General features: G+C 64.8%; 22 protein-coding genes and 2 tRNA genes. 15 read left to right on the top strand and 9 right to left on the bottom strand.

Features of this window, described 5'->3' with window-relative positions:
• Positions 1-82: 82 nt before the first annotated feature.
• Positions 83-847: an amidase domain-containing protein gene (locus MQH31_RS20905; RefSeq protein WP_243012675.1), complete on the top strand. Its 765-nt coding sequence runs from the start codon at positions 83-85 to the stop codon at positions 845-847.
• A gap of 260 nt (positions 848-1107) precedes the next feature.
• Here the strand turns inward: MQH31_RS20905 and pgm are convergent, their stop codons facing one another.
• Entirely contained in the window at positions 1108-2724 is a 1617-nt protein-coding gene (gene pgm, locus MQH31_RS14655; protein ID WP_243012674.1) for a phosphoglucomutase (alpha-D-glucose-1,6-bisphosphate-dependent), read from the bottom strand.
• Positions 2725-2759: 35 nt separating this feature from the next.
• On the opposite strand from pgm, the gene pheA reads away from it, so the two are divergent.
• Positions 2760-3695 (top strand): prephenate dehydratase, encoded by a 936-nt coding sequence (gene pheA, locus MQH31_RS14650; protein WP_243012673.1) that lies wholly within the window; start codon positions 2760-2762, stop codon positions 3693-3695.
• Positions 3696-3836: 141 nt separating this feature from the next.
• On the opposite strand, the gene MQH31_RS20900 is transcribed toward pheA, so the two are convergent.
• Positions 3837-4844: a diacylglycerol/lipid kinase family protein gene (locus tag MQH31_RS20900; protein WP_243012672.1), complete on the bottom strand. Its 1008-nt coding sequence runs from the start codon at positions 4842-4844 to the stop codon at positions 3837-3839.
• 48 nt (positions 4845-4892) lie between these two features.
• On the opposite strand from MQH31_RS20900, the gene serS reads away from it, so the two are divergent.
• The 5 genes from serS (at position 4893) to MQH31_RS14620 (ending at position 8721) form a co-directional block, all read left to right on the top strand.
• Positions 4893-6158: a serine--tRNA ligase gene (gene serS / locus MQH31_RS14640; RefSeq protein ID WP_243012671.1), complete on the top strand. Its 1266-nt coding sequence runs from the start codon at positions 4893-4895 to the stop codon at positions 6156-6158.
• A complete protein-coding gene (locus tag MQH31_RS14635) occupies positions 6155-6964 on the top strand; it encodes an HAD family hydrolase (RefSeq protein WP_134534579.1) in 810 nt (269 codons plus the stop codon). Before serS ends, MQH31_RS14635 begins: the two co-directional genes overlap by 4 nt.
• Positions 6965-7127: 163 nt before the next feature.
• Positions 7128-7212: transfer RNA gene (locus MQH31_RS14630), tRNA-Ser, on the top strand.
• Positions 7213-7252: 40 nt separating this feature from the next.
• On the top strand, positions 7253-8536 hold the full coding sequence (locus MQH31_RS14625) for an LCP family protein (RefSeq protein ID WP_243012670.1): 1284 nt from the start codon (positions 7253-7255) through the stop codon (positions 8534-8536).
• A gap of 94 nt (positions 8537-8630) precedes the next feature.
• Positions 8631-8721 (top strand) — tRNA-Ser (locus MQH31_RS14620).
• A 28-nt stretch (positions 8722-8749) separates the two neighbouring features.
• Here MQH31_RS14620 and MQH31_RS14615 read toward each other — a convergent pair.
• Together MQH31_RS14615 and MQH31_RS14610 are read right to left on the bottom strand one after the other, a co-directional pair.
• Positions 8750-9889 carry a site-specific integrase gene (locus MQH31_RS14615; RefSeq protein WP_243012669.1) on the bottom strand — a complete coding sequence of 380 codons (1140 nt, stop codon included), beginning with the start codon at positions 9887-9889 and terminating at the stop codon, positions 8750-8752.
• 344 nt (positions 9890-10233) lie between these two features.
• Positions 10234-10833 carry a TetR/AcrR family transcriptional regulator gene (locus tag MQH31_RS14610; protein ID WP_243012668.1) on the bottom strand — a complete coding sequence of 200 codons (600 nt, stop codon included), beginning with the start codon at positions 10831-10833 and terminating at the stop codon, positions 10234-10236.
• A 121-nt stretch (positions 10834-10954) separates the two neighbouring features.
• On the opposite strand from MQH31_RS14610, the gene MQH31_RS14605 reads away from it, so the two are divergent.
• The 6 genes from MQH31_RS14605 to MQH31_RS14580 all read left to right on the top strand — a co-directional run bounded on the left by MQH31_RS14605 (position 10955) and on the right by MQH31_RS14580 (position 18192).
• Positions 10955-11899, top strand: coding sequence for an alpha/beta hydrolase family protein (locus tag MQH31_RS14605; RefSeq protein ID WP_243012667.1), 945 nt, complete (start codon positions 10955-10957; stop codon positions 11897-11899).
• Between the two features lie 652 nt (positions 11900-12551).
• The gene (locus tag MQH31_RS14600) at positions 12552-14705 is read left to right on the top strand and encodes a bacteriocin-associated integral membrane family protein (RefSeq protein ID WP_243012666.1); all 2154 of its coding nucleotides are present in this window, start codon (positions 12552-12554) and stop codon (positions 14703-14705) included.
• Between the two features lie 13 nt (positions 14706-14718).
• Positions 14719-15369 carry an ABC transporter ATP-binding protein gene (locus MQH31_RS14595; RefSeq protein ID WP_243012665.1) on the top strand — a complete coding sequence of 217 codons (651 nt, stop codon included), beginning with the start codon at positions 14719-14721 and terminating at the stop codon, positions 15367-15369.
• 11 nt (positions 15370-15380) lie between these two features.
• On the top strand, positions 15381-16001 hold the full coding sequence (locus MQH31_RS14590; RefSeq protein WP_243012664.1) for a TetR/AcrR family transcriptional regulator: 621 nt from the start codon (positions 15381-15383) through the stop codon (positions 15999-16001).
• Positions 16002-16716: 715 nt separating this feature from the next.
• Positions 16717-17172, top strand: coding sequence for a hypothetical protein (locus tag MQH31_RS14585; RefSeq protein WP_243012663.1), 456 nt, complete (start codon positions 16717-16719; stop codon positions 17170-17172).
• Between the two features lie 39 nt (positions 17173-17211).
• A complete protein-coding gene (locus MQH31_RS14580) occupies positions 17212-18192 on the top strand; it encodes a hypothetical protein (RefSeq protein ID WP_243012662.1) in 981 nt (326 codons plus the stop codon).
• Between the two features lie 507 nt (positions 18193-18699).
• On the opposite strand, the gene MQH31_RS14570 is transcribed toward MQH31_RS14580, so the two are convergent.
• Positions 18700-19437 carry a hypothetical protein gene (locus tag MQH31_RS14570; RefSeq protein ID WP_243012661.1) on the bottom strand — a complete coding sequence of 246 codons (738 nt, stop codon included), beginning with the start codon at positions 19435-19437 and terminating at the stop codon, positions 18700-18702.
• Positions 19434-19697, bottom strand: coding sequence for a hypothetical protein (locus tag MQH31_RS14565; protein ID WP_243012660.1), 264 nt, complete (start codon positions 19695-19697; stop codon positions 19434-19436). Before MQH31_RS14565 ends, MQH31_RS14570 begins: the two co-directional genes overlap by 4 nt.
• A gap of 155 nt (positions 19698-19852) precedes the next feature.
• Between MQH31_RS14565 and MQH31_RS14560 the strand changes: the two genes are divergently transcribed.
• Complete coding sequence (locus MQH31_RS14560; protein WP_243012659.1) at positions 19853-20422, top strand: GrpB family protein; 570 nt, start codon at positions 19853-19855, stop codon at positions 20420-20422.
• Positions 20423-20490: 68 nt separating this feature from the next.
• Here MQH31_RS14560 and MQH31_RS14555 read toward each other — a convergent pair whose 3' ends face one another.
• Both MQH31_RS14555 and MQH31_RS14550 read right to left on the bottom strand, forming a co-directional pair.
• Positions 20491-20676: a hypothetical protein gene (locus MQH31_RS14555; RefSeq protein ID WP_243012658.1), complete on the bottom strand. Its 186-nt coding sequence runs from the start codon at positions 20674-20676 to the stop codon at positions 20491-20493.
• Between the two features lie 565 nt (positions 20677-21241).
• Complete coding sequence (locus MQH31_RS14550; RefSeq protein WP_243012657.1) at positions 21242-21595, bottom strand: MmcQ/YjbR family DNA-binding protein; 354 nt, start codon at positions 21593-21595, stop codon at positions 21242-21244.
• 87 nt (positions 21596-21682) lie between these two features.
• Between MQH31_RS14550 and MQH31_RS14545 the strand changes: the two genes are divergently transcribed.
• The gene (locus MQH31_RS14545) at positions 21683-22291 is read left to right on the top strand and encodes a TetR/AcrR family transcriptional regulator (RefSeq protein WP_243012656.1); all 609 of its coding nucleotides are present in this window, start codon (positions 21683-21685) and stop codon (positions 22289-22291) included.
• Here the strand turns inward: MQH31_RS14545 and MQH31_RS14540 are convergent.
• Entirely contained in the window at positions 22288-23265 is a 978-nt protein-coding gene (locus MQH31_RS14540; RefSeq protein WP_243012852.1) for an NADPH:quinone oxidoreductase family protein, read from the bottom strand. The genes MQH31_RS14545 and MQH31_RS14540 overlap by 4 nt on opposite strands.
• Between the last annotated feature and the right edge of the window lie 74 nt (positions 23266-23339).

Here is a 23339-nt window from a genome sequence, read left to right as displayed (position 1 = left end):
CTTCATAGCTTGAAGGACGTATTTCCCATTTAAGTGTGTTTATCTGGATGTACCCCTACCCCCCGAATGAGACGAGGAATTCGTGCAGTTCACCCGACGCTTTCGCATCAGCGCCGCCGCGCTCGCGTTCGCCGTTCTCGTGATCGGCACCGCCGCCGTCGCCTCATGGGGCACCGACGATTCGGACTCAGCGCGGGCGGAGATCGCCACGTCGGCGGCCCCGACCGACACCGCGACCTCCCGGGCGACGCCGGCGGATGCCGGTGCTCCCGTAGCCGTCGATACCGCGCCTGTCGCCACCGCAACGCCGACACCCGCTCCGGCGCCCGTCACGACCGCGGCGCCGGCCCCCGTCGCGGCGGCCTCGACCGGCGGAGTGCAGGCCCAGGTCGACTACATGATCAAGTACTGGACCGACTACAACACGGCGGACTACGGCATCATCACCGACAACGACTGCGTCAACTTCACCAGCCAGTCCCTGATCCAACGCGGCTGGACCATGGACGGCAGCTGGTGGTCCAAGGGCACCGGCTCGTCGTTCACCCACTCGAACGCGTGGGTCAGCTCGACCGCGTTCCGCAATTACCTCGCGAGCTCGGGGCGCGCGACCGCGCTCACCGACCAGCAGCGCGACCAGGTCAAGGTCGGCGACGTCGTGCAGTTCGACTGGGACAACTCGGGCGACCGTGACCACACCGGCGTCGTGACCCGCATCGAGGGCAGCGGCGACGACATCGTCATCTACTACGCCGGCCACACCGACGACACCGACTATCTTTCCGTCGACTACGCGATCACCGTGAAGCACCCGGGCGCCACCGCCTACTACTGGAGCATCCCCTAACCACCGGTCGTCTCACACGACGGATGCCGCCGCCCGACTGTTCGGACATCGCGCCCGCGCCCGTTTCGGCAGCCCGCGCCCGCTTGCGGGTGCGGCCGCGCCGGTTTCGGCAGCCCGCGCCCGCCGTTTCGGTAGCGGTGTGCCGAAACGGGTGCGGCGGCGAGTGGAGCGAGCCCGACCGGTCGTCTCACACGACGGATGCCGCCGCCCGCGCCCGCCGGCCGGCGAACGTGGGCGGCGGCATCCGTCGTCGAACGCGTCTACGCGATGGCGGCGTCGACGATCGCCTTCGCCTCGAGCTGCACCTGGCGCAGGTGCTCCGGGCCCTTGAAGGACTCGGCGTAGATCTTGTAGACGTCCTCTGTTCCGCTCGGGCGAGCCGCGAACCAGGCGTTCTCGGTGACGACCTTGAGCCCGCCGATCGCGGCACCGTTGCCGGGGGCGTGGCTGAGCTTCGCGAGGATCTTCTCGCCGGCCAGTTCGGTCGCGGTGATCGCGTCGCCGTCGAGCTTGCCGAGCTGGGCCTTCTGGGCGGGCGTCGCAGCGGCATCCACGCGGGCGTACGCCGGGTCGCCGAAGTGCTCGACGAGCTCGGCATAGCGCTGGCTCGGGGTCTTGCCGGTGACGGCGAGGATCTCGGAGGCGAGGAGGGCGAGCAGGATGCCGTCCTTGTCCGTCGTCCAGACCGTTCCGTCGAAGCGCACGAAGCTCGCGCCCGCGCTCTCCTCGCCACCGAAGGCGACCGAGCCGTCGATGAGGCCGGGGACGAACCACTTGAAGCCGACGGGAACTTCCCATAGGTCGCGGCCGAGGAAGCCGGCGACACGGTCGATCATGGTTGAAGAGACGAGCGTCTTGCCGATCGCGGCATCCGCCCGCCAGCCTTCGCGGTGGCTGTAGAGGTAGTCGATCGCGACGGCGAGGAAGTGGTTCGGGTTCATCAGGCCGCCGTCCGGCGTGACGATGCCGTGCCGGTCGGCGTCGGCGTCGTTGCCGGTGAGGATGTCGAAGTCGCCCTTGTGTGCGATCACCGAGGCCATCGCGGACGGGCTCGACGGGTCCATCCGGATCTTCGAGTCCCAGTCGAGCGTCATGAAGCGCCAGGTCGGGTCGACCTTGGGGTTCGTGACCGTCAGGTTGAGGCCGTAGCGGTCGCGGATCGCTCCCCAGTAGCCGACGCTCGCGCCGCCGAGCGGGTCCGCGCCGATGCGGATGCCGCTGGCCTTGATCGCGGCCATGTCGATGATGTTCTCAAGGTCGTCCACATAGGCGCCGCGGAAGTCGTAGGTCTCGACCGCGCTCGGCTCGCTCATCTTCACGTCGACGAGGCCGCCGGCGATGAGCTCGTTGGCGCGGGCGGCGATCCAGGAGGTCGCGTCGCTGTCGGCCGGTCCGCCGTGCGGGGGGTTGTACTTGAAGCCGCCGTCTGTCGGCGGGTTGTGGCTCGGGGTGACGACGATGCCGTCGGCCTCGTCCGTGTTCCCGGCCCGGTTGTACGCCAGGATCGCGTGCGACAGGGACGGGGTGGGCACGTAGTCGTCGAACTGATCGACGAGCACGCGCACGCCGTTGCCGACGAGGACCTCGAGCGCGGTCGTGTACGCGGGCGCGCTCAGCGCGTGCGGGTCCGTCCCGATGAACAGCGGCCCGGTGATGCCCTGTTTGGTGCGGTATTCGACGATGGCCTGCGTCGTCGCGATGATGTGGTTCTCGTTGAAGGCCGTGTTCAGCGAACTGCCACGATGCCCGGAGGTGCCGAACGCCACCCGCTGCTCGGGCACCGTCACATCGGGTTTCAAGTCGTAGTACGCCTTGACCAGCGCGTCGACATCGATCAGGTCGGTTTCCAGGGCCGGAGTGCCCGCACGTTCATTCATGTCCCCAGTCTGGCACTGCAAGTAGGCTGTGAGCCATGTCCGAGACGCGCAAACTCAGCTACAGCTTCCTGGGGCCGGCGGGCACCTTCACCGAAGCGGCACTCGCCCAGGTTCCCGAGGCACGCGGCCAGGCGTGGCGCTCGGTCAACAACGTGGGCGAGGCGCTCGCCGACGTCGTCTCCGGCCGGAGCGTCGCCGCGATGATCGCGATCGAGAATTCCGTCGACGGCGGCGTGTCCGCGACCCAGGACGCGCTCGCGAAGGTGCCGGACCTGCGGATCATCGGCGAGTATCTCGTACCGGTGAACTTCGTCCTCGTGGCCAGGCCGGGCACGGAGCTCGCCGACGTGAAGATCGTCGCCGCGCATCCGGTCGCATACGCCCAGTGCCGCGACTGGCTCGAGACGCACGTGCCGCACCACGGCCACATTCCCGCCTCGAGCAATGTGGCGGCGCCGGCGTCGCTGCTCGAGACCGAGCAGGCGGATGCCGCGGTCGCCCCACCCGGGATCGAGAACCATCTCGACCTCACCGTTCTCGCCACCGATATCGGCGACAACCCGAACGCCGTCACCCGGTTCGTGCTGGTCAGCCGGACCACCGCGATCCCCGAGCGGACCGGCGCGGACAAGACGAGCCTCATCGTCGAGCTGCCGGAGGACCGCTCCGGGGCGCTGCTTGAACTGCTCGAGCAGTTCGCGACCCGCGGCGTCAATCTCTCGCTGATCCAGTCGCGCCCGATCGGTGACGCGCTCGGCCGGTACCGGTTCGTGATCGACGCCGACGGGCACATCCACGACGAACGTGTCGCCGATGCCCTGCTCGGCCTGCGCCGGTTCAGCCCCAAGGTCATCTTCCTCGGCTCATACCCCCGGGCCGATCTGCAGCAGAACGAGTACACCAAGCGCTACGACGACGACGTCTACATCGGCGCGCGCGCCTGGCTCGACGCCCTCCTTCGCGGCGCCTGACCCCGCCCTTCGCCCCGCCGGCCCCCGCCCGCCTCGGGAGGGTTCGCGAGAGTACACTTTTGGCCCTTAAACCCGCGGTTTAGGGGCCAAAAGTGCGCTCTCGCGAGGAGGAAGGCGGGCGAAGAGGGGCGGGGCCGGGCGCTAGGCGGAAGGGGAAGCGGGCGCGGGCATCCGCACCGTGAGCGCGCCGGGGTCCGCCCGCAGGGAGACCGCGCGCACCGGGCCGAACTCGTCGCCGTCGATCTCGAACTCCTGGGGGTGCTCGAGCACGATCCTGATCCGTGAGCCGCGCAGCGTCGTCATGACCCGCTCGTTGTTCGACTCGCTCTGGGCGATGATCCGGCGCCCGACCGCCGAGCGGCGCAGCACGCCGTTCTCCCAGGTCACCCGGCGCCAGATGGTCAGCCAGCCGAGCACGCCCTTGGGCTGCAGCACGGCGATGTCGAGGATCCCGTCGTCCACCAGGGCGTCGGGGAGGAACTGGATGTTGCCCGGCAGCACCCCGCAGTTCGCGACCAGGATCGTGCTCACGTGGGCCGGGCGGTCGGTGCGACCCTCGAGGCTGTACCGGATCCGGAACGGCTTCGACTTCGGCAGCACCCGCATTCCGGCGTCGACGTAGGCGAGCCAGCCGACCTGCTTCTTGAGGTCGGCGCTCGTGTTCGCGATCATCTGGGCGTCGAGGCCGAGGCCGGCCATCACCAGGAAGACGTGTTCGGCCTTCTCGCCGTCGGTGTCCGTGAGAACCGCGACGCCCAGGTCGATCGCCCGGTCGACGCCGCCGAACGCGATCTCCACCGCGGCATCGAGGCTCGCGAGCGGCAACTGCAGGTTGCGGGCCAGCAGGTTCCCGGTGCCGGACGGCACGATCGCGAGCGCCACGCCCGTGTCGCGCAGGGCCTCGGCGACCGCGCGTACGGTGCCGTCCCCGCCCGCCGCGAGCACCACGGATGCCCCCTGCTCGATCGCCGTCCGGGTCGCCCGTTGCCCGGCATCCGTCTCGGTCGTCGAGAGCCACACCGTGCCCGCCCACCCGGCGGCGGACTCCGCCGCTGCGACGCTTGCGCGGAGCTTGTCCACGTCGACCTTGATCGGGTTGTACACGACGGCCGCTCGGCGACCGCTCGGAGTTTCACCGGGAGTATTCACGGGTTCAGGCTAGCAAGGCGTTCCGGCGGGCGCTTGTAGACTGGCACGGTGATTGATCCTGTACTGCTGCGAGAGAATCCCGATCTGATCAAGCGTTCGCAGAAGGCGCGGGGTGCTTCGGTCGAGGCGGTCGACGCCGCGCTCGCCGCCGACACCGCCCGACGCACGTCGATCAAGGCCTACGAAGACCTGCGCGCCGCCCAGAACCAGTTCGGCAAGCAGGTCGCGAGCGCGCCGCCCGCCGAGAAGAAGGCCCTCGTCGCCGAGGCCCAGGCGCTCGCCGCCCGGGTCAAGGCCGCTGCCGCAACCGCGACGGATGCCGAGACGCACTTCACCGGGATCGTCCGCACCCTCGCCAACCCCATCATCGATGGCGTCCCGGCCGGTGGCGAAGAGAACTTCACCACGCTCCGCACCCACGGCGAGATCCCCACCTTCGACTTCGAGGCCCGGGACCACCTCGAGCTGGGCGAGATGCTCGGCGCGATCGACATGGCCCGCGGCGCCAAGGTCTCCGGTGCCCGGTTCTACTTCATGCGCGGCATCGGTGCCCGGCTCGAGATCGCCCTGATGAACATGGCCCTCGACCGGGCCCTCCAGGCGGGCTTCATCCCGTTGATCACCCCGACCCTCGTTCGCCCGGAGATCATGGACGGCACCGGCTTCCTCGGCGAGCACGCCGACGAGATCTACTACCTCCCCGCAGACGACCTCTACCTCACCGGCACGAGCGAGGTCGCGCTCGCCGGGTACCACTCCGACGAGATCCTCGACCTGAATGACGGCCCGCTGCGCTACGCCGGCTGGTCCACCTGTTACCGCCGCGAGGCCGGCTCCGGCGGCAAGGACACCCGGGGCATCATCCGAGTCCACCAGTTCAACAAGCTCGAGATGTTCACCTACGTGCTCCCCGAGAACGCCGAGGCCGAGCACGACCGCCTCGTCGCCCTGCAGGAGGGCATGCTGCAGTCCCTCGGCCTCAGCTACCGCGTGATCGACGTCGCGGCGGGCGACCTCGGGTCGAGCGCGGCCCGCAAGTTCGACATCGAGGCGTGGGTGCCCACCCAGAACGCCTACCGCGAGCTCACCAGCACGAGCAACTGCACCACGTACCAGGCTCGCCGCCTGGACATCCGCTATCGCACCGAATCGGGCAAGACCGCGCCGGTCGCCACCCTCAACGGCACCCTGGCCACCACGCGCTGGATCGTCGCGATCCTCGAGACGCACCAGCGAGCGGATGGCTCGGTGCTCGTTCCCGAGGCGCTCCGGCCCTGGCTCGGCGGCCTCGAAATCCTCGAGCCGATCCGATGAGCGCGACCGTCTCGCCCTGGCTCGTCGCCCTCGATATCGACGGAACCACCGTGCACGAAGACGGTTCGATCAGCCCGGCGGTCCTGGCCGAGGTGCAGCGACTCACTCGCACGGGGCACGAGATCATGCTCGCAACGGGTCGTTCGGCGGCGGCCACTCTGCCGGTGCTCGAGCGGCTCGACATCACGCCGCGCTACGTGGTTTGCTCGAACGGTGCGATCACTCTGCGCCGCGACCTGACCGCGCCGATGGGGTACCGCCGCGAATGGGTCGAGACCTTCGACCCGAGCGAGGTCCTGCTCTCGATCCGCTCGCACCTCGGCGATGCGCGCTTCGCCGTCGAGGACGAGCATGGCTTCTACCGGTACACCGAGCCCTTCCCCGACGCCACCATCGGCCTCGACAGCGAACACGTCGACTTCGACGAGTTGCTCCGCCATGAGGCCACCCGCGTCGTCGTCATCTCGCCCGACCACGAGATGGAAGACTTCCTGCAGGTCGTCGAGCAGATGGGCCTCAACCGGGTGAGTTATTCGATCGGCTGGACGGCGTGGCTCGACATCGCCCCTGACGGCGTCAACAAGGCCACCGCGATGGAGCGGGTCCGGGCCGAGCTCGACATCCCCCGTGCCCGGGTGATGGCGGTCGGCGACGGGCGCAACGATATTGAAATGCTCGAGTGGGCGGGACTCGAGGGCCGCGGCGTGGCCATGGGCCAGTCCCCCCGCGAGGTGCTCGAGGCGGCAGGGGAGATCACCGGTGCGGTGCTCGACGACGGCCTCGCCACGGTTCTCGCGTCGCTCTGACGCGCCTCCGACGCTCCTCCGGGACCGCTCCACAACTGCTCCGAACCGTTCCGTGGCGGCCGTCCCAGCCGGCTGGCAGGGTGGGGAAGGTGTGATCGGCTAGAATCGGTCGGTATTCGTGTGTTGTCGACCGGGCGTTCTTCGCCGGACCTGACTGCGAACGGGAGGGCTGTCCGAGCGGCCGATGGAGCCAGTCTTGAAAACTGGTGGACAGAAATGTCTCGTGGGTTCGAATCCCACGCCCTCCGCACGAACCCGTTAGCGGCCCGCACCACAGAAGGGATCTGAGTGAGCGACCAACCGATTCTCCGTTCCGCACGATCGCACAAGCTCAGTACCATCGCGCGGCACGGCCGGTTGAAGCACTCGAATCCCGTCGTCACCGTCGTCAAGTTTCTCGCTGCGGCGATGGCCGTCGTGCTCGTCAGCGGCGTCTCCGTCGCGGCGATCGCCACCCTCGACGTGGCGTCGAGCGCGCAGCCCGGTGTGCACCTCGCCAATGAGACGAACGGCCCCGTTCCGCAGATCGGTGCCATCACGGGCGGCGTCAACCTCCTGATCGTCGGCAGCGACAGCCGGAAGGGCCAGGACGCCGCATTCGGACCGGACGACTCCACCGGCGACCTCAACGACGTGACCATGCTCCTGCACATCTCGCAGGACCACACCAACGCCTCCGTGATCAGCTTCCCGCGCGACATGTTCGTCCCGATCCCGGCCTGCCCCGACCCGAGCGGCGGCACGTTCAACTCGATGAGCCGTCAGAAGATCAACACCACGTTGACCTATGGCGGGCTCGCCTGCACCGTGCTCACCGTCGAGAAGCTCACCGGCCTGACCATCCCCTTCGCGGCCGAGGTGCAGTTCAGCGGCGTGATGGCGATGTCCACCGCCGTCGGCGGTGTCCCGGTCTGCGTCGCCGAAGAAATCCAGGACGAGTACACCGGCACTTTCCTCAAGCCCGGGATGCACACCCTCGAGGGTGTTGCGGCCCTGCAGTTCCTCCGCACCCGCCACGGCGTGGGCGACGGCAGTGACCTGACCCGGATCAACAACCAGCAGGTCTTCATGTCGGCACTTGTGCGCACGATCAAGAGCGCGAGCACCCTGTCGGACCCGATCAAGGTGTACTCGCTCGCGAAGGCCGTGACCGCCAACATGAAGCTCTCCGACAGCCTCAACAACGTCTCCGTGATCGCGTCGATCGCCGTCGCGCTCAAGGACATCGACCTGAACGAGGTCGTGTTCGTGCAGGTGCCCACCGGCGGAACGACCGGCGGCGTGCTCCCGCTCCAGCCCGACTTCAAGGATCTCTTCACCGCGGTCGCGGCCGACAAAGCACTCAAACTCGGCGGTACGACAGGGCGAGGCGCGACGCTCGACCCGAGCGCCACCGCGCCTCCGGCCCCCGCCGCGACGACGGATGCGTCCGCGCCGCCCGCTCCCACGGCATCCGCCGGCGCCACCCCGACCCCCACCCCCACGGATGCCGCCACGCTATCGGAGTCGGCGACCGGCCAGACAGCAGGGGAACTGACCTGCTCCGTCGGACGTACCCTCAACAACCAGTAAGCGCGGGCCTTCGGGCGCTGTGCAAACGGATGCCGCCGGTACGGTTATGATTACACTCGTGTGTTTGCTCGGTGAATTCTGCCGCAGACGCCAAGGAGACGTCGCATAGTACGGCTTAGTGCACCACCCTGCTAAGGTGGAGTACCCTTCACGGGGTACCGTGGGTTCAAATCCCACCGTCTCCGCACTGTAAGGCCCCCGAGATCCGCGTAATTACGCGGAAGTCCGGGGGTCTTTTTCATGGTCCGGGTGGGTTTGCCCGCATTTGCCCACAATTGCTGGAGCGGCGGCGTGGTTGAGGCCCACGGCAACGGCGTCTAGATCGTCATCGAAGAGGTCGGCATAGACGTCGAGGGTCATCGCCGCTGACGCGTGACCGAGCATCCGCTGCACCGCCTTCACGTTCGCTCCCGACGCGATGGCGAGGGATGCGGCCGTGTGTCGGAGGTCGTGCAGGGTCATCGCGGGCAGGTCGGAGGCGACGAGCGCCGTCTTGAACCACGACCTCGAGCCGCTGCTGACGCGTGTTCGCTTGAGGTGCTCCCCGGAGCTGTCGGAGAAGAGCAGATCGTTGGGGCCCTTGCCGGTGATGTTCTCGAGCAGGGACTGGGTGAGGAATGCCGGGAACACGACGGTGCGGCGCTTGTCGGACTTCGGCGTCCCGACCTCGATGATCCCGCCGACTTCGACGGCGTTCACGCTGACGGAGATCCGGTTCCGGGTCAGGTCGACGTCTCGCACGCGCAAGCCGATGGCTTCGCCCCAGCGCAGCCCGGTGTACGCGAGCACGAGCAGTAGCGTGCGGTGGATCCCGGAATTGTCGGCGAGGCGCACGACCTCCTCGTGGGTGAGATACCGATGCTCCTTCGTGGGCTTCCTGGGGAGGTTCACGCCCCGGGCGGGATTCGTGGAAATGCGCTTGTCACGGACCGCGACGTCCAGAATGGACGCCAGGACTCCGAAGGCCCGGATGACGGTCGTGGCGCCGCGCGTGCCCGTCATCGTCGATACCCAGGCCTGGACGTCGCTGTGGCGGACGCCGCTGACGGAGATCCTCGCCCAACTCGGCGCCACATAGAGCCGCCAGGCGATCTCGATGGGACGGAGCGAGGATGGCTTCAGGTGCGTCTGCGAAACGAGCCAGTCAGCTCCCAGAGTGCCAATGGTGACCTTGGCGGCCGAAGCCTCGACGTACTCGCCCCTCGCCATGGCAATCTCGACGGTCGCGGTGAAGAGCTCGGCTTCCCTCTTCGTCTTGAACCCGCGCTTGTCCGTCTGCGTGTGGTCGGGTCGGCGGTACCGCACCCGGTAGCGCTTGCCGGCTGCGGTCGTGTACGAGGTGATCGATGCCATGTGTAATCAGCCCAGCCTTCCAGTCGGACGAGTGCGACCGCCGAGACAGTGCCCGTCAGCGGCGATCTCGATCTCAAGGGTGCACCTGCTCGTGGGTTCGCTCAATGCTCACGTTATCCAGGACGACCGACACTGCATCCGTCATCGGAGAGTGACCAGCGCCACGGACCATCCAATTCCGTCTGTCGGTGAGAGGTCCCCTGTGGGTTATGAGACTCGCCGCGGCACGAGATTCCGGCGATCGGTCAGGGCGAGAAGGCGAGTTGTTAGATGTCTTTCATCTCTAGGGTTTCGAGACACAGTGCTCTGCGTCGCACTCCGCGCGAGATGGGATGGGTAGCGACTCAACGAACTCCTCGGGCAAGCACGCCCGAGATAAGTAGTTGCACGAGAACCTCGGCCTCGTATCGAGCGTCGCCTGCTGAACCAATGCAGAGGTTCCCGATGCCTTTGAGCACGTTGTACGCATCGATCGGTGGAGCTGGGTCAAGGGACTCAAGCGCTGCCTCGAGGAGCGAGCCACACACCGGGACTAGACGGTCAACGAAATAAGTATGAAGGGCGTCGGATCCGGCGGTGTCTCCTTGCAATGCGCCAGCCAACCCGTGCTTGGTGACCAGGAAGTCCACGAAGAGGGCAACCCATGACCGCAAGGCCGCCTCAGGTGTCGGACTCTCGGCGAGCAGCCGCGGGCCTGCCTCTGCACACGCCTCCACTTGGTGTCGGTAGACCGCGACTACAAGCTCCGGGCGAGTTGGGAAGTGTCGATAGATGGTTCCTACCCCGACGCCCGCTCTCGCCGCGATCGTTCGGACCGGAGCGTCCACTCCCGCTTCCACAAATACAGCCGCCGCCGCATCAAGCAGAGCCTGCTCGCTCTGGCGCGGACGACCTACTTGTTTGATCTCCGCAGCATGAGCCTGCTTGCTTTGGGTATCAGCCATGGACCTCTCCTCGCTCGCTGGGCGTTGCGTGCTTGCATTACGGAACAATGCTCCGTAATGTTACGGAACAACGCTCCGATAACCAGTATCGCAGAGCGGCGCCCATGGAATGGAAATCGCTATGAACTCATTAATCGTTGACGCCCTGGACGACATCGTCGGCGCTGGCGCTCCGGTCGTCTCCGTCGCTCCCATCGAGTTGTCTGCTCCAGAACGACCGGTGCCGTTGGACGTGCGCGTTTCGGCGCCAACTGCCGGCTCGAACCTCCCCGTCGTGGTGTTCTCCCACGGCAACGGGTGGAACCTGGACGGCTATGCGCCGCTCACCGCCTTCTGGGCCTCCCGCGGGTTCGTCGTGATCCAGCCCACTCACTTGGACTCGCGCCGGAACGGCTTCGGGTTCGATCACCCGGTTTTCCCGACAATCTGGACCGAGCGGATCGCGGATCTCACGCGCATCCTTGACCAGCTCGACACTATCGAGGCCGCCGTTCCTGGACTTGCCGGCCGTATGGATCGGAGCCGCGTGGCCGCCGTCGGCCATTCCTGGGGCGGGCAGACCGCCCAATCGCTGCTCGGCGCGCGGATCTTCGATGAGGCGGGCCAGGTCGGCGAGGATATGTCCGACAGTCGCGTTACCGCGGGCATCCTGTTCGCGGCAACCGGTGTCGGCGGCGAGGACCTGCATCCGTTCGCTCAGGCGAACTTCCCGTTCATGCGCCCCTCGTTCCAGCAGCTGACCACGCCGACACTCGTCGTCGCAGGCGACCACGACCAGTCCAATATGTCCAGCCGCGGCCCCGACTGGTTCACCGATGCCTACACGTACAGTCCCGGTGCCACCGACCTCCTGACCTTCTACGGTGCCGAGCACGCGCTTGGCGGGATCGTCGGATACGAGGTCGCCGAGACCACCGACGAAAATCCGGAGCGAGTCGCTGTCCTCCAGAGGATGAGCACCGCTTACCTTCGAACTGCTCTGCACGTCGATGCCAACAGCTGGCGCGGTGCCCGTGCCGCATTCAGCGACAGCACCGATCCAATCGGCCACGTCGACAGCAAGTGATGCATGGCGGCAGACCTCTCTCCCCGCGTGCCCCTTCCCAGGACGCCGAGCGGTTGTGTCTTGTAACTGGCCTGCCTCATAAGCCATGGGATACGAGATTCGGATTCATCTGGCGTGGCCCGAACTAGGCGCTGGGGTGACGAGACACCGTTGTTTTGGGTCGTGTGACGTAGTGGTAGGAAATGACCTGACGGTCGTCGTCACTCGCTCGGGCATCTTCATCGGGTGGGGCATCCGGACACTGTCGTTGACGTCTGTGCGCTGCGCGATCGGTGATTCGCTGCGGGATGCTGGCCGACCCGCTACCGGACAGCTGTCCTTCGCCACCCAACTTGTCCGCGAGGCGCGAATCGTTCGCGTTGCCATAGAAGCAGGCTCGTGCACCACTTGGAGAGCGACATCTCGCACCCATTACAGTTCCGCATTATTGCGTAAAGAAACTGTTAGGGTGAAGCTCGGCGATGCCGTAGAAGATCGCTTGGCGCCCGGTTTTCCGCACGGAGGATGCGCGTCCCGCGAGGTTGCCTTCGTTGAAGGCCGGGGTTCGTGGAAGGCGCATCCGAGTCTTTGCCGACCGGTGATATGTCTGCGTAGAGACGAGTCGACGGGGGTACACATGGCCTTATGGTCGAAAGTAACGAGCTCGGCGCTCGTGATTGTCATCGGCGCGCTCATGAGTGTGCTCTTCATCCTCGACCAGGGAAACATCCTCCTCCAAGAGGTTGAGGCGTATCCGAGCGGTTCGACTCAGATCTACCTCTACAACGTTCCGGAGGAGCGTGCGGCCGGTGTTCTCGCAGTTATCGGCGAGTTCAGCGAAGACGCCACGAGCGCTGTCGTCAGGGTGGATCACGAGCTGGCTGATGCCGACGGCACGCTGACCGGAATGCGTATCGGCGTCGCGACGGCGTCCGAGGCTCCGCCGTCGCTCGCACTGAGCCTGCTCGGTACGACTCTGTTCGGCGTCGGCCAGATCGAGGATCTCGTCAGCGCCGATCCCGCGGCGTCGATCGGTCTCGACGCCAACGCGGCGGATGTGATTCACGACGTTCCGGAGCTCATGTTTGCGCCGCGGATAGCCGTTGTGCAGCTGGCCCGACTCGTGGAGACTTCGGGCACGATCAACGGCACCTACCGCGTCGTGGGAGGGGGCGAGAAACGGCTAACCCAATTGTCCAGTGCGCTCGAACCCGTGACGGGTCTTTCTTCGGAGGATATGCTCACGCCCCTCCGCGGCCAGAACACGGACAGTGGGCTGACCGCGGGCCTGCTTGGCGGCTTTGTGATCGCCGCAGCCCTGCTGCTGCTTCTCGTGCTTGTGTTCGAAGCTGTTCGCGCGTTCCGTGTTCTCGGAGTGCATCTCCTTTTCGGACGATCACGGTGGGGGTTCGCGTTCTCGCTCTTCCGTCCCGTGGTGGTGGCTGTCGTCGTGGCGGCAGGGCTCTCGATGGTTCTCACGCTCGCGATGGCGCCGGGATATGAGCTGAATCTCACGATGCTCAGTGCGGTCGGACCCGCCGCGGCGGTTGGGGCTTTCCCCGCGCTCGGGTGCGTTGCGATCGCGGCGGTGGCTCTTATCGCGATCAAACCCGTCGATGCCATCCTCGGACGCTTCTCGAAGCGACTGCTGCTCGGTGTGCTCGCAGGCTTCTATGTGGTGGCGGTGGCCGGTTTCACCCTGACGTTCGTTTATCTCGACGGTCCACTGAAGGAGGCCGGCACGCTCGCAGATGTCCGTGAATCGTGGTCGGCCGTCGCCGATCAGCAGATCCTCTACCACACGAGCGCAGGACAGGATCAGGCGAGTTTCACCGGGCAGTCGAGTGAATACCAACGCGATTTCTACGACTGGTACAGCGCGATAGCCGACGATCCGGGCGTAAGCCTGGTCAACACTCAACACTTCGACCAAAGCGTGCTCAACGCGTGGTCGGGCGTCTACACATCCGTCCCGGAACAGCCATTCTGGTACGTCGCTGCTTCTCCGAGCTACCTCGCCGCACAAGGTTTCACGGTCAACGCGGATCTCGTGGCCCGCGCGGAAGCAGGCGAACGTGTGTTCCTGATCCCAGAGACGTGGGACGATTCGACGCAAGCCGCGATGCGGGGATGGCTAACGGAGAAGAGCGACATTTCTTACGAACCGTCAATCCGCACGGCCTTCTTCGACGATCGGATCGTCAGCTTCGAGGGCTATCGGCCCGCGGCGCCGTTGTTCTCCTGGAGCACCGATCCGGCCGGGCGCCAAGGCGCCATCGACGCCGTCATTCTCGTCACCACGCCGGAGAACATGGTTCCGTTCGAAAGCGAGAGCCTGGTTGCGGTCGGGTTGGAGAACAGCTATGTGAAGCTCGACGTGGACGCCGCGACGAGCTACGCGAGCCCGTCATACCTGGCACCATTCCACCTCGATGACAATCAGGTCGAGTTCCTCCCGGTCAGCGATTTCGTCGCCGGCCTCACGAAGACCATTCAATCCGTGCTGCAGCTCTTCGGTGCGGTGATTCTCTCCCTCAGCCTGTTCTGTCTGATCCTGCTCGTGGCGCTCACGAAGCTGTACTCGACCACGTATCGAGAAGCCTTAGCCGTCAAACGGATGCTCGGCTATTCATCGATCAGCATCTTCGCACCCGCCCTCGCGTTGATCGGCGTGGTTGGTGTCGTCGCCCTAACAGCGGCAGCACTGGCTCTCTCAATGAGCGCCGTCCTGGGAAACGCCGTCATGCTTGCGGCTCAACTTATCGTGTTCGTGTTGCTCGCACGGAGGTATTCCCGGCTGCAGCTGAGCACGACACTCAATGAATAGGACGGACCCGGCTATGACCACTCTTCTCGCAATCAAGGACCTGACGAAGCAGTACGGTTCACGTACCGTGCTGGATCGGGTAGACCTCGAGGTCAGCAACGGCGAATCGGTCGCGATCGTGGGACCGTCCGGCTCAGGTAAATCGACGCTCCTGAACATCGTCGGACTTCTGGACAGACACACCAGCGGCGCGGTGCAGTTCCGAGGCGAGCCTCTTCCGCGTATCAACGGTCGGGCAGCGTCGGTCCTGCGCCGCGACCACATTAACTATCTCTTCCAGTCGTTCGCCCTCATCAACGCCTCGACCGCCATGGAGAACATCTTGATCAGTCTCCACGGCGTGAGAGGGCGGCGGCGAACGAAAGAGAACCAGATCATGGACCTGCTAGGTCGGCTCGGTCTGCAGCACGTCGCCCACGACAAAGTCATGACACTCTCCGGAGGTGAACGTCAACGGGTCGCGCTCGCGCGTTGCATCCTGAAACCGGGCGAGTTGATCCTCGCGGATGAGCCCACCGGAGCCCTTGATGATGCGCTGGCGGAGATCGCGGTCACCGAGATGCTCGACCTGCAAAAGGACTACGGCAAAACGCTGCTCGTCGTCACCCATGACCATCGGGTTGCCGACCGATGCGACCGCGTCTTCGAACTCGGTGCGAAATGACCGACCGTCGCATGGGAAGACCCATCGACCCCGGAATTCAGAGCGCGCTGCTCGCGGCGGCTGAAGCCGTCATGGTCGGCCCCGGCTTCTCCCGGCTCACTGTCGACGGTTTGGTTCGATCAATCGGCTCGACCCGACCGTCCTTCTACCGGCGCTACCCGAGTATCGCCCACCTCGCATTGGACGTCATTGCATCGAAGTTCGGCACGGGAGAGCGGCCATCGACCGGCTCGCTGCTCGGTGACCTCGAGACCTTGCAACGGGCCGACGTCGCGATGTTTTCTTCCGATCTGTTCCGCAAGAACCTGCCCGGTCTCCTCGAGTCAATACGAACCGACGAGGTCCTCAGGCAGCTCTACGCAGACTCCTTCGTCGCCCCCCGTCGAGAGAACCTCGGCCGAGTAATCGAGACGGCAATCGAACGGGGTGAACGAGTTCACGCCGACTGGGACCTCGAACTCGTTTCCGACGTTCTCGTCGGGCCGCTCCTTGCTCGGACACTCTTGCCAGGCACTGCGGCCCTCGACGACGACCTCGCTTGCGTCACCGCCCGCGTTGCGTACGGCGTTCTCTCCTCACACCGGCTCGACGTCCAGGCGGCTGATGAAGTCGGTGACCAAACATTCCGATAGGGGATCCCGACAACGGCGCATCTCGCTTCATCGGCACAGAAATCCGTCCAACGGAGGATCTCTTGTGTGTTTCACGCATCGCCCGCCCCACGGTGAGGCGATGCGGAGGTGTCGCATAACTTCGCTGTCACGTAACCCACGGTTTTTGAGACAGCCGGCAGTGTCAAATAGTTGTCGCGCTAGAGGCACCTGAGTGCGAAACCTTAACGGGCGGATCATACGGACGCCCCGTGCCCACGCACATCGTGAATGCCTCTGTTCGTGGGGCAGTGTCCGTTGAGGGTCCCGCTTGCGGGCACCGCTTGAAGCGCTGGACCCACGCAAATCTGGCTAGCGACGCATTGTGAAATTGACGGATGACGAGGCATTGGCGACATCGCGCGATTGTCGCCTTTGCTGCCTGAACTGTCCGGGCCGCGTCTCGACCGGCAGTGGAGCAGTGACGGATTTCACCTCGGGTGTCATCCGTGAGACATGCCCAACGGCCTATCGAGCTGCGTAAAAGTGGGGCTATGCTATGTCCCGTTCGGGCAGCAGAGGCTCTCTCGCAAGCCGGACCCATTCAGGCGGGGGGGGGGCTGGGATGTGGGGGGAATCCGCTGACGGTGCGCGGCTGCGGAGAAACAGCCACGTGCAGGGTTGGTTGTTCCTCGCCATTACCGTGGTTGTGGCTGGAGGAGCATTCGTTCTTCTGGTGGTGTCTGGTGCTGTCGGCTTGTACTTTTCGCCGGCCATCGCCCAGTTAGGGAGGGGCACCTTCGACTACATCAACCTGCTCTTTCTCATCATGTGGGCGTGGATGTTCCAGCTCCTGAGCGTCAATGACGGGCTCCAATACCAACTCACGTTGCGCAAGACGCGGGTGCCGCGGAGCAGGGTGTCAGACGCGTGGGGCTTCATCGCCTTCACACTGGTCGCGATCCTGTGGGGCGTCCTCGGTGTCCACACTGTGTTCGCGGGCCGCGCCGTGGATCCGACGTACGTGAACCGGCTGCCCTCCGGTGAGCTGGCCAGCTCATTGCAGCACGGCGTCGTTGAGGTGACGACCACGTACTTCGTCCTCACGGGGCTCGTGCTCGTCCTCATCGCGGTCGCGCGCCTGTTCAATCCGATCGACTTCGACGAATACGACCGCTACCTCCGCAGGGTCCTGCGCCTGCCGCCGCCTTGAACGCCCGTCCAGTAACCCACTCAGAAAAGGAAGATCCACATGCAGATCGCTTGGAAAATCTCCGTCGTCCTCGCTGGTGCCCTCGTGAGCACCAGTCTCGTCGCCGCGCCGGCCTCCGCGACCACGACCGATCTCACACTGACCGCGGCAGGGGCGCAGGCGGTCACCGAATCTGGCCGCATTGTCGACTTCTATACGGCGTTGGGCGTGGGAGCATCTAACATTCCTACTGCGTCTCAGCCGCAGGCCGCGACTCTCAGCGGCGTGATCGACCTGGTTGCAGCCCCGGCTTCTACCCCGTCGCTACCGACACTCTCAGCACCGCCCACCGATTGCTCCAACACAGGCGCGCTGGTGTCCTATTCGCAACAGGTTGCCGCGATGAACAACGCTATCGACTCGAACGCGACGACCCTTGGCCAGGAGACGGTGTACATGTACATGTCTCACTTCTACGATCTACCCAGCATCTGCGCCAACAACACCGCGTACTACCCCGACTGGATCACCAACGATGACCGGGCGGTCTACAACAGCTACCTCGCGACGAGCAACAACGTTCAGCTCGCCACGACGATCCCGCAGATGATCCTGAATGCCAACACCCTCGCGGCGCCGGCCACGTCGATCGCCAAGTTCATTGCATCTGGTCCAGGCGCTCGGCTCGGGGCAGCCGTCAACGTCGCCGATCGAGCAACGGCAGGGCGGTCCCTCATCAGCGAGTTCCAGACCGTCTCAACGTTGCTCAACGCCAACAGCACCCCCGAAGCCATCGTGACCCAGATGCGGGCAGACCTGTCCTCCACTTGGAGCAACGCCGATACGGTGGATGCCATCATCGCGACCACAGCAGCCTTGATGTCGCCAATCGGCGTAGCGCTGTTCTCGCTCGGAACGGTCGTCATCAGCTTCGAGCTGACCGGTGTCAACTCGTTCATGCAGACGGCCGCCTTCAACGCCATGCGGATGAGCACAAGCGGCCGCGCGGCCGTGCGGATGATGCGCTCCTACGGCATGTAGATTCACCGAATATCGCAACCGCTGGTGGCCAGGGCGCGCAGGTCGAGAGCCCGGCGTCCTGGCCACAGCTATGTGCACGACGAGGTTTTCTGCACCGCGGTCAGCGCCGGCGCTCGACCACTCGTCGATGGCGGCATCCAGCTGAGCTGTCGTCGCTTCGTGACACGCTCGCACCATGAGAACGTCAACACGCATGACGTTGTGGGAACGCGAGCGGCAAGGCCACACCATCGGGCTGAACCAGCTGATTCATCACTCCGATGCCGGCTCGCCCAAGGCGCCTCGATTGTCCTGACCGAGCATCTTGCGCTCGGGCAGATCACGGCCTCGATCGGGACGGTTGGTGACGAGTACGAAAACGCCCTGATGGAGACGATGACGGGCTCTGGAGAGCCGAACGGATCCCCCACGACAGCGCCTACCAGGCGATCGCGGACGTCGAGTTCGCCTCCGCTATCTGGACAGTGTCCCGCATACGGTTCCTTGTGACATTTGGGAGCCTCAGTTTCAGGTTCGGGGATTCCCGGCAGGCGTCACCCAATGCATATATGCGCCGCCGCCGTCATCCCAGCTGCGTTGTACCCCGGCGAGGCGTTCTGACGCGGCCAACAGCTTCATCAGTTGCCGTGTGACGGCAGTCAACCGGTCCAGGCCGGCCCGTTCATTCCCCGGGGGAAGCTGAGCCAGAACGGCAACCCATGCCACCCAAAGCGGCGCGACGTAAAGCCGCCAGTGCGCATTCTCCGCCACTGATACAGGCAGCTCTCCGCCGCGGACTCTGGACTCAGCGGCGGCGAGTGCCATCGCCTTCCATAGATTGGTGCCTGCCGCGCCCTGGATCGCGGCCGCTGCCGGCACGTCGGACGGGACGAATCGTCTCGCCTCGTCAACGGCGCCTCCAAAATGATCGGTATCGTCGCAGAGATTTTCAATGAAGGATCCTGGGTAGGGGAACGCGAGTTCCGCGCTGACCTGGGCTCGATATTCCTCCACGATTGTTCCCGCTTCGGTCGCGTAGTAGACCTCCGAAGCGGTCGTGATTTGCATCTCATTGAAGACCGCCTCGCTATCCTCGGCTTGATTGTGATTCAGTGCGTGCACGGCTTCATGCGCCGCCATTCCAAGAACGTATGACACGCGCCAGGTGAGTTGTTCCTGAGACTCGTCGTCACTTCCGAAAACCAATCCGAGGGGAAGATAGACGGTCGCCCCGCCCTCTGCGTTTCGCATGGTCTTCGCGCTCACAAAGTTGGTTCCTCGTTTCGTCCCCTAGGTGACCTTGACGCCTCGAGCGTCGAAGTTGTCCTGACCGACTGAATAAAGTCGCCGGTGATGACGATGAGCGCATCTGGCGCAGTTTGAACAATGGTTCCGACGATCGCCCTCAGTACGACGCTTGGCGTAGCGTCTCGATCGCCTAGAACGGCGATCGCGTCGTCGGGCAAATACTCGGTCTTGACGCTGACGGGCCCTTCGTCAGCGGGACTCGTGGTGTCGGTCGTCATATGGGCGACCATACATGCGAGGGAATAGTTGCACCGTGGTGAGATCGACGAGGCACTCGGAGCAGGCCCCTGGCGGAAGTGTCTCGCAGGGGTTCCCCTGCTGACGGACTTCAGTCAGGCCCCGAAGGCCGAGTCTGTCGTGCCAGACTCGCAGGATGGGCCAGGCGGCAAGAGACACGGAACTAGACGCCATCTTGATCGGTGGTCGTGAGCAACGGGCGATCCTCATCGTCGATTACGACGACACATGGCCCTCGAAGGCAGCTTCCATGGCTCAAAAGATCCAGGACTCCTTGGGCCCGGCTGCGCTGTCGGTCGAACACATTGGTTCGACCTCAGTCTCTGGACTGGCGGCGAAACCGGTGATCGACATGCTGGTTGTCGTGGCCGACATTGACGACGAGGAGGCCTACCTTGTGCCATTGGAATCCATCGGGTTGCGGCTCCGGGTCCGGGAATACGGTCACCGGATGCTCCGCACGGCGGGGTTGGACTTCCATGTGCACGTTCTTTCGCCAGAGACCGCTGAGCAGGTCGACTACCTCGATCTCCGCGACTGGCTCCGGGTCAGCGCAGCAGACCGTGCACTCTACGAATCCACAAAGCGGACGCTCGCGGCGAACACATGGCGCGACATGAACCACTACGCCGACGCCAAGAGTGCAGTCATCCAGCAGATACTGACCCATGCACGCAACTGGCGAGCAGGACAGCCCACCAGCTGAACCGTCCCCAGGGAAACAGGTCCCGGCGAAGGTTCGCCTGCGGACCCGTTCCGGTTGCTTAGGTCGGACTAGGCTTTCCGGGACGTGCCCTTAGCCATAGCAAGATAGGTCCCTGTGCCGAGCACGATTGCAATGCTGAGCGCAATGGGGAACGGAAAATTACCGTTCACCCAGAGCGCCGCAAAAAGAAAAAAAACGGCGACAAACGATGCAGAAACGACCGGGAGAAGACGCCTGGTGCTCTTATTGCTCATGGCCCCATCCTATTGATGGCGCTTTAGTCATGGGACCCCCCCCTCTTGCGCCCGTTCCCTTTGATGGATTTGTGAAACATACTTAACCACTCTTCTTCATCGGCAGCATTTCGTGCGATGCGCGAGAGACGACCTCGACTCAAGGAGCTCGTCCCGTAGGGCTTTCGACGACCGGAGAGCTGAAGCGCTGAAGCGCTGCAAGGCTATGAACAGTCAGCGTGGGATGCTGACTCTGTGGAATTGAACACACGTGCCGACGGACCGGTCGTTGTCATTCGGCCATATTGTGAAGCGGATGCCGCAGACACGTTGGCCATTTTTCTTTCCGCCGTGACCGAAACCGCTGCCGCCGATTACTCGCCGGAGCAGATACAGGCATGGGCTCGGCCAGAAGCACGCGAGCTATCCACATGGCACTCGGCGATGCAGGCACGGAACAGTTACGTGGCAACCGTGGATGGTGTGCCGGCGGGTTTCTCCGACGCGTCGTGCAGGGTGCGCGGCCCGAGCCGATCAGCAAGCGGTCGTGAGTCGTCGTCGATGTCGAAGAGTGACGGTGTCTCGCTCACGGCTGCCGCCCCAGTTCGCGGTCGTCTGCGAGGTCGTAGGAGGCGTGCACCAGGTATTCGATCAGCTGTTTCGTGATCCCGGCACCGGGTCCGATAGAGATCCAATGCCGCTTGTCAAGATAGCGACCGCTCGTGATTGTGTCGACGTCACGACGGAGCGCGTCCGCCTGGTGGGGATCAACTTTCACGGTAATGATCTGCAGATCCGGATCATCGTCGGTGACGATGAGGAAAACCTTCTCGTGCACCTTCCACACTTCGAGGTGCGGAGTGAACGGGTGCCCACTGGTGACGTCCTCGAGCGACGCCGCGATATCACGGGCGTGTTGCTGGAGTATGTCGCCCTGCATGTCATCCTCCTGGGGTCACTGCCCATTTCTGGGCTATCTGAATCTGCGTACAATGGTACATACTTTGTCTGGCATCGAGGAGGGCGCGTGAGGAAGGGTAAGCCGAATGACCCGGAGCGCCGAACCCGGATCCTTCGTGCAGCGCTGGAGGTCATTGCGACAGAAGGCGTGCGCGCGGCGTCGTATCGACGCATCGCAGCGCAGGCCGGCGTGCCGCTCGGATCGACGACGTACTATTTCGGCGACCTGGAGACGTTGATCGTCAGCGCGTTCGAGACCTTGCGAGACGGACTCGAGCCGCGATACGCGGCCCCGATGCGCAGCTCCCGTACCGACGCTGACGTCGTTGAGGCCCTTGTGTCCGCGACGTGTGGCTCAACCGCTCCAGCGCTCGCGGACATCCGCTTGTATGAAGAGATGCACCTCTACGGGGCGCGGAGTCCGCGGGTTGCGGAAATCCTCCGTGGCCTCCAGAAGGACTCCATCATGATTCTTCGTCGCTCTCTGTCGGAGGCCACGGCCCGCGCTGTCGACGCCCTGATGTGGGGGTGGTGGGGATACCGCTCCCTCCACCCGGACGATCCGCTCGATGCCGTCATAGTGCGCAACGCCTATCGAGCCCTGGTCGATATGGCCGTCACCCGCATGGAACGCAGCGACCGGGGCGGAGTCTCCGATAGCAGCCCGGGCCTCTAACGGCGGGCGTGTACCGCGAGGACGGTCTTTCCGACAGCCCGTCGTTCGTCAAGAGCGGCGACTGCTTCGGCGGCCTCCTCGAACGCCACCACCTCGTGGATCACCGGGGCGAGTGCGCCTCGAACGACGGAGGGTGCCAGGCGTTCCCATTGGGCCGTAAGCGAGACGGAGCAGGTCGGCATCAGTCCCTCCCACGCGACGCCGATGATGGTCGTGTTGTTCAGGAGCAGGCGGTTCACCTTCACAGTGGGGATGCTGCCGCCCGTGAACCCGAGAACGAGAAGCCGGCCGCGGGTCGCCAGCGCACGCAGCGAGTCGGTGAACCGTTCGCCACCGACTGGATCGAGCACCATGTCCACCCCGCGGCCGTTCGTGATCCTGCGAGTCTCGCTGAGGAAGTCGTGAGGCCGGATGACGTGGTCTGCCCCGACGTCTCGCGCCAGTTGGGCCTTTTCCGGCGTGGAGACGACGGCGATGACCTCGGCGCCGCGCAACTTCGCCTGTTGGGTGAGTGCGACTCCGAGCCCGCCGGCGGCGCCGTGGATGAGCACCGTCTCGCCCGCACGCAGATTGCCGCGTTCCCCCAGGGCGAATTCTGCGCTCAGGACATTGATGGGCATGGCCGCCGCCGTTATGAAGTCGATCTCATCCGGAAGCGGCAGGACACGATCCGCAGGCGTGACCACAAAGTCTGCGAACGCGCCAGAACCGGCAACGCCGAGAACGCGGTCCCCGGCCGCGAATCCCGAATCGGCGTCGGCGTCGGCGACGACCCCGGAGAACTCGCTCCCAATGGTGAACGGAACAGGCACGCGCAGCTGGTACTCGCCTCGAGATTGGAGTACGTCGGGGTAGGCGACCCCGGCGGCATGAACTTCAACGAGGACTTCGCCTCGTGCGCGGACGGGAATCGGGATCGTGTGTGTTTCGAGGAGCCGAGGTCCACCGTGTGTGGTGTTCCGCACTGCCCGCATTGTCGTCGCACGTGAGTTCATACGTCCAATCATGCCGACAAGTGACTTTACGTCGGCCCCAACACCGAGGATCT

The sequence above is a fragment of the Cryobacterium zhongshanensis genome, assembly GCF_022760445.1.
Classification (GTDB): Bacteria; Actinomycetota; Actinomycetes; order Actinomycetales; family Microbacteriaceae; genus Cryobacterium; species Cryobacterium algoricola.
Note: the sequence above shows the minus strand (reverse complement) of the source record. Positions and strands in the feature narration are given on the sequence as shown.

Coding starts and splice junctions, on each gene's coding strand:
- MQH31_RS14580 (WP_243012662.1), top strand. CDS start 17,212: ATGCAGATCGCTTGGAAAATCTCCGTCGTCCTCGCTGGTGCCCTCGTG.
- MQH31_RS14550 (WP_243012657.1), bottom strand. CDS start 21,595: ATGCAGGGCGACATACTCCAGCAACACGCCCGTGATATCGCGGCGTCG.
- MQH31_RS14555 (WP_243012658.1), bottom strand. CDS start 20,676: ATGAGCAATAAGAGCACCAGGCGTCTTCTCCCGGTCGTTTCTGCATCG.
- MQH31_RS14615 (WP_243012669.1), bottom strand. CDS start 9,889: ATGGCATCGATCACCTCGTACACGACCGCAGCCGGCAAGCGCTACCGG.
- MQH31_RS14605 (WP_243012667.1), top strand. CDS start 10,955: ATGAACTCATTAATCGTTGACGCCCTGGACGACATCGTCGGCGCTGGC.
- MQH31_RS14595 (WP_243012665.1), top strand. CDS start 14,719: ATGACCACTCTTCTCGCAATCAAGGACCTGACGAAGCAGTACGGTTCA.
- MQH31_RS14610 (WP_243012668.1), bottom strand. CDS start 10,833: ATGGCTGATACCCAAAGCAAGCAGGCTCATGCTGCGGAGATCAAACAA.
- pheA (WP_243012673.1), top strand. CDS start 2,760: ATGTCCGAGACGCGCAAACTCAGCTACAGCTTCCTGGGGCCGGCGGGC.
- MQH31_RS14635 (WP_134534579.1), top strand. CDS start 6,155: ATGAGCGCGACCGTCTCGCCCTGGCTCGTCGCCCTCGATATCGACGGA.
- MQH31_RS14560 (WP_243012659.1), top strand. CDS start 19,853: ATGGGCCAGGCGGCAAGAGACACGGAACTAGACGCCATCTTGATCGGT.
- MQH31_RS14590 (WP_243012664.1), top strand. CDS start 15,381: ATGGGAAGACCCATCGACCCCGGAATTCAGAGCGCGCTGCTCGCGGCG.
- MQH31_RS14565 (WP_243012660.1), bottom strand. CDS start 19,697: ATGACGACCGACACCACGAGTCCCGCTGACGAAGGGCCCGTCAGCGTC.
- MQH31_RS14540 (WP_243012852.1), bottom strand. CDS start 23,265: ATGCGGGCAGTGCGGAACACCACACACGGTGGACCTCGGCTCCTCGAA.
- pgm (WP_243012674.1), bottom strand. CDS start 2,724: ATGAATGAACGTGCGGGCACTCCGGCCCTGGAAACCGACCTGATCGAT.